General features: G+C 71.4%; 10 protein-coding genes and 1 pseudogene. 6 read left to right on the top strand and 5 right to left on the bottom strand.

Annotation, left to right across the window (positions count from 1 at the left end; translation table 11 throughout):
* A pseudogene (locus E1264_RS44010) lies at positions 1 to 617 on the top strand (hypothetical protein); the annotation flags it as partial.
* Between the two features lie 61 nt (positions 618 to 678).
* Here E1264_RS44010 and E1264_RS35400 read toward each other — a convergent pair.
* Positions 679 to 1,359 (bottom strand): response regulator transcription factor, encoded by a 681-nt coding sequence (locus E1264_RS35400; protein ID WP_132180688.1) that lies wholly within the window; start codon positions 1,357 to 1,359, stop codon positions 679 to 681.
* Positions 1,356 to 2,708, bottom strand: a complete 1,353-nt coding sequence (locus E1264_RS35395) for an ATP-binding protein (protein ID WP_132180686.1) — start codon at positions 2,706 to 2,708, stop codon at positions 1,356 to 1,358. Before E1264_RS35395 ends, E1264_RS35400 begins: the two co-directional genes overlap by 4 nt.
* A gap of 236 nt (positions 2,709 to 2,944) precedes the next feature.
* On the opposite strand from E1264_RS35395, the gene phoU reads away from it, so the two are divergent.
* On the top strand, positions 2,945 to 3,604 hold the full coding sequence (phoU, locus tag E1264_RS35390; RefSeq protein WP_132180684.1) for a phosphate signaling complex protein PhoU: 660 nt from the start codon (positions 2,945 to 2,947) through the stop codon (positions 3,602 to 3,604).
* 161 nt (positions 3,605 to 3,765) lie between these two features.
* Here the strand turns inward: phoU and E1264_RS35385 are convergent, their stop codons facing one another.
* The 3 genes from E1264_RS35385 to E1264_RS35375 all read right to left on the bottom strand — a co-directional run bounded on the left by E1264_RS35385 (position 3,766) and on the right by E1264_RS35375 (position 5,758).
* Positions 3,766 to 4,155 (bottom strand): hypothetical protein, encoded by a 390-nt coding sequence (locus tag E1264_RS35385; RefSeq protein ID WP_132180682.1) that lies wholly within the window; start codon positions 4,153 to 4,155, stop codon positions 3,766 to 3,768.
* Positions 4,152 to 4,391, bottom strand: coding sequence for a ribbon-helix-helix domain-containing protein (locus E1264_RS35380; RefSeq protein WP_131966931.1), 240 nt, complete (start codon positions 4,389 to 4,391; stop codon positions 4,152 to 4,154). Before E1264_RS35380 ends, E1264_RS35385 begins: the two co-directional genes overlap by 4 nt.
* Positions 4,392 to 4,579: 188 nt before the next feature.
* Positions 4,580 to 5,758 carry a glycosyltransferase 87 family protein gene (locus tag E1264_RS35375; RefSeq protein ID WP_132180680.1) on the bottom strand — a complete coding sequence of 393 codons (1,179 nt, stop codon included), beginning with the start codon at positions 5,756 to 5,758 and terminating at the stop codon, positions 4,580 to 4,582.
* 133 nt (positions 5,759 to 5,891) lie between these two features.
* Here E1264_RS35375 and E1264_RS35370 point away from each other — a divergent pair, with 133 nt between their 5' ends.
* The 4 genes from E1264_RS35370 to E1264_RS35355 form a co-directional block, all read left to right on the top strand.
* The gene (locus E1264_RS35370) at positions 5,892 to 7,043 is read left to right on the top strand and encodes a sensor histidine kinase (protein ID WP_132180678.1); all 1,152 of its coding nucleotides are present in this window, start codon (positions 5,892 to 5,894) and stop codon (positions 7,041 to 7,043) included.
* Positions 7,040 to 7,717 carry a response regulator transcription factor gene (locus E1264_RS35365; protein WP_132180676.1) on the top strand — a complete coding sequence of 226 codons (678 nt, stop codon included), beginning with the start codon at positions 7,040 to 7,042 and terminating at the stop codon, positions 7,715 to 7,717. The genes E1264_RS35370 and E1264_RS35365 overlap by 4 nt, the downstream gene beginning before the upstream one ends.
* Positions 7,718 to 7,755: 38 nt before the next feature.
* Positions 7,756 to 8,142: a BlaI/MecI/CopY family transcriptional regulator gene (locus tag E1264_RS35360; protein WP_132180674.1), complete on the top strand. Its 387-nt coding sequence runs from the start codon at positions 7,756 to 7,758 to the stop codon at positions 8,140 to 8,142.
* The coding region (locus tag E1264_RS35355) for a M56 family metallopeptidase (RefSeq protein WP_132180672.1) at positions 8,139 to 9,021 on the top strand (883 nt) is incomplete at its 3' end. The genes E1264_RS35360 and E1264_RS35355, both read left to right, overlap by 4 nt.

The following is a 9,021-nucleotide window of genomic DNA, read 5'->3' as shown; positions in this document are numbered from 1 at the left end:
CGCCTAACCCGGGCAACCAGACCACGCGGCCGGGGACAGAGCCGTCCGGGCAGCCGCAGGACGGCGCGACCTCGCGGCCCAACAGCGGCGGGGCGACCCCCGCGCCGAGCGGCGCGGGCGCGACGCACGGGTCCCCGGGTACGGGCGCCACGCCGGCGCAGCCCGGCGGCCAGGCACAGCCCACCGGCCAGGCGCAGCCCGGCGGCCAAGCGCAGCCCGGCGGCCAAGCGCAGCCCGGCGGCCAGGGGCAGCCCGGCGGTCAGGCGCAGCAGGGCGCCGCCCCGACCACGCCGGACGGCCGGCAGGCGCTCGTCGTGCTGACGGGCCTCAAGCAGGACCTGCTCGCCAGCGCCAGGGTCCCCGTGCAGATGCTGTTCGAGAAGGCGGGCGCCGTGGAGTTCCAGGTGCCGATCGTCCCGCAGCAGGCCGAGTACATGGCCTTCCCGCTGGCCGAGCCGGTCCAGCAGGCGCCCGGATCGCCGAGCCCGGGCGGCGCGCCCCAGCTGGGCGCGACCACGCCGGAGCAGCCGGGCCACGGTTCGCCCCAGCCCGGCGCGACGCAGTCGCCTGGCGCCGGTGCCGGTGGCGGCGAGTCCCCGGGTGGCTCCGGCCACTGAGGCCGGTCCGGCGCACAGAGCAACGGCCCGTCCCCGCTGGGACGGGCCGTTTCCCATGTCATCAGGGCTCGAACTTGTAGCCCAGGCCGCGGACGGTGACGATGTAACGCGGCGAGGACGGCACCTCTTCGATCTTGGCGCGCAACCGCTTGATGTGGACGTCCAGCGTCTTGGTGTCCCCGACGTAGTCGGCGCCCCAGACGCGGTCGATCAGCTGCATCCGGGTCAGGACGCGGCCCGCGTTGCGCAGCAGCACCTCCAGCAGCTCGAACTCCTTGAGCGGCAACTGGACGGGATCGCCGCCGACGCTGACGACATGCCGTTCCACGTCCATCCGGACGGGCCCGGCCTCCAGCGTCGCGGGGGCCAGCTCCTCGACCTCGCCCTGGCGGCGCAGGACGGCCCGCATCCGGGCGATCAGCTCGCGGGTGGAGAACGGCTTGGTGACGTAGTCGTCGGCGCCGAGCTCCAGCCCGACGACCTTGTCGACCTCGCTGTCCTTGGCGGTCAGCATGATGACGGGGACGCTCGACTTGGCGCGCAGTTCCCGGCACACCTCGGTACCGGGGAGGCCGGGGAGCATCAGGTCGAGCAGGACGAGATCGGCACCATTGCGCTCGAAGATGTCCAGCGCGTCAGGACCGGTGGCGGCCACGGCCACCTCGAAGCCCTCCTTGCGGAGGTTGTAGGACAGTGCGTCGCTGAACGACTCTTCGTCTTCCACGACGAGCACGCGGGTCACGGTGTTGCCTCCTGGGCGGTCTCATCTGTGTTATTCCCCGCGTCCGCGTCTTTGCCCGCGTCCGCGCCGGTCTCTTCTGCGGCCTCTCGCCTCGCGCCCGCGGCGGTCGCGCCGTCCGCGCGCGCTTGGCCGTCCGCGCCTGCCTGGTCGTCCAGGCCCCGCCTCCCGTGGTTCGCGATCCTGCTCACGGTCGCGCCGGACGGGCGGGGCGGGGCGTCGAGCAGCGGCAGCCGGAGCGTGAACGTCGACCCGTGGCCCTGCTTGCTCCACACCGTCACGTCGCCGCCGTGCTTGCTGGTGACGTGCTTGACGATGGCGAGGCCGAGCCCGGTGCCGCCGGTCTGGCGGGAGCGGGCCGGGTCGACCCGGTAGAAGCGCTCGAAGATCCGCTCGATCTCGCCGTCCGGGATGCCGATGCCCTGGTCGGTCACGTTGACCTCGACGTGCCCGTCGTCGCGCCGCCGGGTCGCGACGACGACGCGGGTGTTCTCGGGGCTGTAGGCGACGGCGTTGTCGACCAGGTTGCGCAACGCGGTGACCAGCAGCTCCTGGTCTCCGCGGACGCGCAGGCCGTCCTCGCCGCCGGAGGTCAGCTCGATGTCCCTGGAGGCCGCCTTGGTCTGGCAACGTTCCAGCGCCTCCGCGGTGACCTCGTCGAGCAGGACGGGACGCAGCGCGGGCAGCGGCTCGTCGCCCTGGACGCGCGACAGCGTCATCAGGTCCTGGACGAGGTTGGTCAGGCGCACCGACTCGTACTGCATCCGTCCCGCGAACCGGCGGACGGCCTCGGGATCCTCGGCGGCGACCTCGACGGTCTCGGCCAGCAGCGACAGCGCGCCGACGGGCGTCTTCAGCTCGTGGCTGACGTTGGCGACGAAGTCGCGGCGGATCGCCTCCGTGCGGTGCATGTCGGTGAGGTCCTCGGCGAGGACGAGGACGAGCCCGTGCGAGCCGAGCGGCGCCACGCGGACCGCGAACCAGCGCCCGTCGGCCCGGCTCCGCACGCTCGTCGGCCCGACCTGGATCTCCGTCTCGCGGATCTCCCCGTCCCGGCGGACGAGCCGGGCCATCGCGAGCACCTCGTCCACGACGAGCCGGTCGCCGCTGACGATGCCGAAGGCTCTCGCGGCGGAGCTGGCGCGCAGCACGCGGTCCTCGGCGTCCACCACGACGGCGGACGACCGCAGGACGCTGAGCACGGACGCGACACCGGGCGGCAGGCCGCCCACCGGCGCCGCCGGAACCGCAGCCTGCTGGGCACGCTCGCTCACCCGCACCGCCAATCCAGTCGCGAGCCCGATCGCGAGCCCGGCAAGCCCGGTCAGGCTCGCGACAAGTTCGACCTCCACACAACGGATCGTAAGCGGCGTCCGGCGGCGCTCCACCCGGAGGCCCTGGTCATCGCGGTCGCGTTCCCCGAAAGTTCACCTTGTTTCCCGGACGCGTTCATGGCGTCACGGCATGCTGTGACGTGGGCGAGTCCGCCCGGACACCACAAAACTCGCCCGTTTCGCCCCTGTTTGCACGATCTCCGGTACCCGGCTGCCTCCCGCACGCCGTGCCCTCCGTACAGAAGGATCCCGAATTGCGCGACGCCTACCACGAGGAGCTCGACTCCCTCTCCGACAGGCTGGTGGAGATGACCCGCCTCGTCCGTTCCGCGATGGCCCGCGCGGTCACGGCGCTGCTGGACGCCGACCTGCGCCTGTCCGAGGAGGTCATCAGCGGCGACGAGCTGGTCAACAAGATCGACGCGGAGATCGAGGCGACCGTGTTCGATCTGATGGCCCGCCAGCAGCCCGTCGCGGGCGATCTGCGCACCCTCATCACCGCGCTGCGCATGAGCGGCGACCTCGAGCGCATGGGGGACCTCGCCGTCCACATCGCCAAGACCGCGCGGCGGCGCCACCCGGAGTCGGCCGTCCCGCCCGAGCTGCAGGCCACGGTCCTGGAGATGGGCCAGATCGCCGAGCGCATGATCGCGAAGACGGGCAGCGTGATCGCGTCCCAGGACGTCGAGATGGGCCTGGAACTGGACGCCGACGACGACCAGATGGACCGCCTCCACCGCCGCCTCTTCGACAAGATGCTCTCCCCCAACTGGAAGCACGGCGTGGAGCCGGCGGTGGACATCTCGCTAGCGGGCCGCTACTTCGAGCGGTTCGCCGACCATGCCGTCCACGTGGCGGAGAACGTCGTCTACCTGGTCACGGGCCAGCGCGCCGAAGAGATCAACGACGCCTGAGCCCCGGCTAGGGGAGCTGCCTAGCCGCGCCTAACTGGCTAGCCGCGCCTACGGAAGCTGCATGAGCCGCGCCTACGGAAGCTGCATGAGCCCCGGCTGCGGGAGCTGCCTAGGCGCGCCTAACTGCCTAGCCGCTTCTTCGGGAGCTGCCTGAGCGGCGCCTACGGGATCTGCTCGACGCGGACGCCGGGAACGTCCTCGTAGACGCCCGGCTCCGCGGTGATCAGCGGCCAGCGCCGCCAGCGCGCCGACCAGGCGGCCTGCGCCGCGTCCATGCCGAGCGCGGGGTTCGCGGTGACGAGCAGGCCGGTCTGCTGGGCGATCACGTCGTCCAGGTCGTCCACGTGCACGACCTGCATGCCGGGAAGGCGCTCCAGGACGGCGCGCCCATGGTCGGGGACGAGCTGCCACGCGCGGGCGAGCGCGGTGGCGGGGATGACGATCGTGGCGTGCTGGGCGATCGAGGCGCGCAGCCGAGCACGGACATAGATGGTCTTGCCTGTGGCAAGGTCCAGAAGTGCGGTCGCGTCGAAGACGTGACCGGTGATCACGCGACGTCCCGGCGGTTCGGGGTGCCGCCTTCGACGAGCCGGTCGACCATCGCCTGCTCGTCCGGGCTCGGCGGACCGAACAGGTCGTCGATCGTGGACGCGTCCCGCAGGAACGCGAGCTTGAGCCGCGCCCCGTCCGCGAGGAACCCGGAGACCGAGGCGATCTTCTTCTCCTCGGCCAGCCCCTGCAACGTGGCGGCGAGCTCGTCCGGGAGCGTGATGTTGATTCTCGCCATGCCCTCACGATACACACTCCGACCCCTCCGAGTGTGTATCACCCCCGAAAAAGGTCACAGAACCATCACGCCGCCCCGCCCGGCTGAGCCCGGTGCGACTGTCCCTCCTGGGATTGCACGGCCGGACGCGTAGCGCCCCCGCGCCTTGGGGCTCCGCGTCCGGCCGTGCGCTCTGGTCCGCCGTCCCGTCACGCCGTCTGGACGAGGCGTTCGGTACGGCGGCGGCCCGGGGGTCGCTGGCTCAGGCGGCTTTTGGGCTCCTTGCATCCGCGGTCAGGTGGCTCATGCCGGAGGCGGACGGCTGTGTGGAGCAGGAAGAACAGGCCCGCGAGCAGATAGCAGTTGGCCACAGGTGTGATGAGCGGGTGGAAGCCGTATTGAAGTGGATGTCCGTTGTGAGGTGTCCACCACATGGGGGCCAGGACGAAGAGCACGTAGCCGCACGCCGCCATGCCCCGATTGTTGTTGCGGATCAGTACCGCCAGGGCCGGGACGATCCATACCCAGTGGTGCGCCCAGGAAATGGGAGAGACCAGGAGGCCTGTCGCGCCTGTGACGGCAATGGCGGTCAGCCAGTCGCCGCGTCTCGCCCACAGGGCCGCGAGGGTCAGGCCGAGAGTGCCGATGGTGAGCGGGATCGCGGTGTACCAGTCGCCTACTTCGGCGGTGTCTCTCAGGACGCGGGTGAGCATGCCGTAGGGGGACTGGTTGCTGATGTACGGGACGCCCACGCGGGACGTGTCGTAGAAGGTGTGCAGCCAGTAGAGCCGCGACGCGTCCGGGGCGATCGCGTACGCGAGGAGGGTGCAGACGGCGAAGGTTCCAGCGGCGGTGAACGCGTCCTTGGTTCGCCTCGTCACGAGGAGAAGGATGACGAAGATGGCCGGGGTCAGCTTGATGGCGGTCGCGATACCGATGCCGATTCCGGCTGAGCGGCCCTGAGCGACGCGATGCATATCGACCAGGATCAGCGCCAGCAGGAACAGATTGACCTGCCCCTGAAAGAAGGTGTGGTGGACCGGCGCCAGGAGAAGGCCGCCGGCCACGACCGCTTTCAGGGATGCGGGATGGCCGCTCAGTTTCAATGTCGTCGCGCACGCCCATACGAATGCCGCGAGTGAGGCCAGCTGCCATAGGAGCCGGGCGAGGGTCAGCGGCAACGCCGCCAAGGGCATGAACAGCGCGGCCATGAACGGCGTGTTGGTGTACCAGTGCTCGGCCAGCTGCTCGTCGTAGAGGCTCGCCCCGTCCGTTATGGCGTCGCCGCCCAGGCGGTAGATACGAAAGTCCAGCGAGTCGTAGGTGAGGGAGAACACCACAATTCCCAGGACCTCGATTGCTAGGACCAACGTCAGCCAGCGCTTCATGCGAATAACAATGGCCGCGGCCGTGCACGGAAGGCATCGGGCCTCCGAATACAATCGCGAAAGGCGGATTAGCCCGTGGGATTAAGCCCCCGGGCTAATGTGCTCGGAAGGGCCACCCGGTTACGATCGGCGCATGCCCGCCCTGACGTTGAGCCGCGTATGCCGGGTGCGCCGCCTCGCCTGGGCGGTCGTGCTCTGGTCCGCGACCATCCTGTACCCCTTCGTCCTGGTCGCCACGGTGATGAACGGCACGAACGGGTTCGTCGGCATGGAAGTCTTCGTGTCGGCCTTGCTGACGGTGCTGGTTGCCGCCCTGCTGCAGCGCCATCCCCTGCCGGGCCAGGGAACGCTGCTGCTCGCCTGGACCTGGGCCCTTCTCCAGATGCCCATCGGAGGCATCGCCGCCCTGCAGATAGCGATCACCGATCTCGGCGTCGGCTATATCGCGGCGACCCGCCGGCACAGGGTGTCGGTTCCGGTCCTCGCCGTGACCCTCGCCGTCCAGGCCCTGTCGGCCGTCGTGTTCCTGAGTCCCGACGATTTCCTGCTCCTGATCATCGTCCTGGCGGTCTCCGTCACGTGGCTGGCGGGGAACTCGATCCAGGTGCGGCGGGCGAACGCCGAGATGATGCGCGTCCAGGCGACGGCGCAGGCGGTGGCGGCCGAACGGCTGCGGATCGCGCGGGAACTGCACGACATGGTCGCGCACAGCATCGGGATCATCGCGATCCAGGCGGGCGTCGGCGGGCGCGTGATCGACACGCAGCCGGCCGAGGCCCGCAACGCGCTCGACGCCATCGAGGCCACCAGCCGCGATGTGCTGTCGGGCCTGCGGCGGATGCTCACCGCGCTCCGCAAGGACGATCCGGGCGCCGCGCCGCTCGGCCCGTCCCCCGGCCTGGACGACCTCGACCGGCTGGCGGAGTCGACGAAGGACGCGGGCGTGCGGGTCGACGTCCGCTGGAAGGGCGAGCGGAGGCCGTTGCCGCCCGACGTCGACCTGTCCGCGTACCGGATCGTCCAGGAGGCGGTCACGAACGTGGTGCGCCACGCGGGCACGCCCGACTGCCGGGTGACGATCGAGTACGGGGACGAGGAGGTGTCCATCGAGGTCGAGGACGACGGCCGCGGCGGCGTGGTCGGCACCGGGTACGGCATCGTCGGCATGCGGGAGCGGGTCGGGCTGCTGGGCGGCGAGTTCGCGGCGGGGCCACGTCCGGACGGCGGGTTCCGGGTGGCGGCGCGGATCCCGGCCCCGGAGACGGCGGCGGTGGCGGCGACGTGAGCGTCCGCATCGTGCTGGCGGACGATCAGCCGCTGATCCGCGCCGGGCTGCGCGTGCTGGTCGCCGACACCCCCGACCTGGAGATCATCGGGGAGGCGGGGACGGGCGCCGAGGCGGTCCGGCTGGTCGAGGAGGTCCGGCCCGACGTCGTCGTCATGGACATCCGCATGCCCGACATGGACGGCATCGAGGCGACCCGGCGGATCACCACGGCCCGCGTGCTGATGCTGACGACGTTCGACGACGACGAGTACGTGTACGGCTCGCTCCGGGCGGGCGCGAGCGGGTTCCTCGTCAAGGACATGGCGCTGGAGGAGATCCTCTCGGCGATCCGCGTCGTCGCCGGAGGCGACGCCCTGATCGCGCCGAGCGTGACGAAACGGCTGATCGAGGAGTTCGCCGCCATGCCCGGCGGCCCCCGCCCGAGACCGGCGGCCAAGCCGTCCCGCCCGGCCGACGGCATCACTGAACGGGAGCGGGAGGTACTGACGCTGATCGGAAGGGGGAAGTCCAACCAGGAGATCGCCAAAGAGCTGTTCATCAGCGTCGCGACCGCGAAGGCGCACGTGGCGCGACTGCTCGCCAAGCTCGACGCCCGGGACCGGGTCCAGCTCGTCATCATCGCCTACGAGATGGGCCTCGTCACGCCCTCTACCGGCGGTAGTACTACCTGACGTGGTCAGCGTCCGGGGCGTCGGATAATCTGGCTGGCGTGAAGGGTCTGGGAGAGCTTGAACGCACGGTCATGGAGGTCCTGTGGGCGAGGGAGGACGCCGGTCACAACGCGGCGACCGCCCGTGACGTGAGCCGCGCCCTCGCCGGCGACCGCGACCTCGCGCACACCACCGTCATGACGGTGCTGGACAGGCTCGCCAAGAAGGGCTTCCTCGCGCGCGAGCGCGACGGCCGCGCCTGGCGGTACCGCCCGGTCGCGAGCCGGGAAGGCTACGTCACCGAGCTGATGCTCGGCGCGCTGAACGAGACGGGCGACCGCGACGCGGCGCTCGTCCACTTCGTCCAGTCCGTGTCCGAGGACGAGATCGACGTGATCCGGCAGGCCCTCGCCGGCCTCACCACAGGCAAGGAACCTCCGGCATGACCGGCACCGCCCTGCTCGCATTGATCTCACTGGGGACCGTCGGCGGGGCGCACTGGCTGGCCCAGGCCCGGTGGACGTGGCGCACGCCGCGCCTAGGAATCGCGCTCTGGCAGGCCCTCGGGCTGTGCTGGGGCGTCGCCACGATCGGCGCGCTGCTCGGGCTCGCGCTGCTGCCCTACGAGAAGGGCGTCCTCGGCGGGCTGCCCGGCCTGTACGACGACCAGGCCGCCCGGCTGAACGCCGTGCAGGTCGCCGCGCTGCTCGCCGCCGTCAGCCTCACCGGCGTCCTGCTGGTCATGCTGATGTACGCGGTCGTGCGGGTCGTCCGCGCCCGGCGGCGGCACCGGGCGCTGCTCGCGCTGGTGTCGCGCTACGACTCGGCCGTCCCCGGCACCCTGGTCCTCGACCACCCTGGCGCGGCGGCGTACTGCGTGCCGGGCGTCCGGTCGTCGAAGGTCGTGGTCAGCGCCGGGACGATGGAGCTCCTCGACCGCGGCGAGCTGGCCGCGGTCCTCGCGCACGAGCGCGCCCACGCGCGCGAGCGGCACGACCTGGTCCTGCTGCCGTTCGCGTCGCTGCGCCAGGTGTTCCCGCAGCTCCGGCTGGTCGGCCGGTGCCTGGACGCGGTCGAGCTCCTGATCGAGATGGCCGCCGACGACCGCGCCCGCCACGGCCGCCCGCCCCGCGAACTCGCGACCGCGCTCCTGCGCTTCGCCGCCGCCCGCCCGGCCGCCGCCCCGTCCGGCACGCTCGGCGTCGCGTCCCACGGCGACATCCCGGTGATGGCCCGGGTGAACCGCCTGCTGGAGCCTCAACAGCTCCCACGCATGACCCGCTTCGCCGCAACGGTGGCCGTCCCCGTAATCGCCGGCGTCCCCC

This window comes from Actinomadura sp. KC216, assembly GCF_004348535.1.
GTDB lineage: Bacteria > Actinomycetota > Actinomycetes > Streptosporangiales > Streptosporangiaceae > Spirillospora.
This window is presented reverse-complemented; position numbering and strand designations above follow the sequence as displayed.

Coding starts and splice junctions, on each gene's coding strand:
- E1264_RS35380 (WP_131966931.1), bottom strand. CDS start 4,391: ATGGCGAGAATCAACATCACGCTCCCGGACGAGCTCGCCGCCACGTTG.
- E1264_RS35370 (WP_132180678.1), top strand. CDS start 5,892: ATGCCCGCCCTGACGTTGAGCCGCGTATGCCGGGTGCGCCGCCTCGCC.
- E1264_RS35375 (WP_132180680.1), bottom strand. CDS start 5,758: ATGAAGCGCTGGCTGACGTTGGTCCTAGCAATCGAGGTCCTGGGAATT.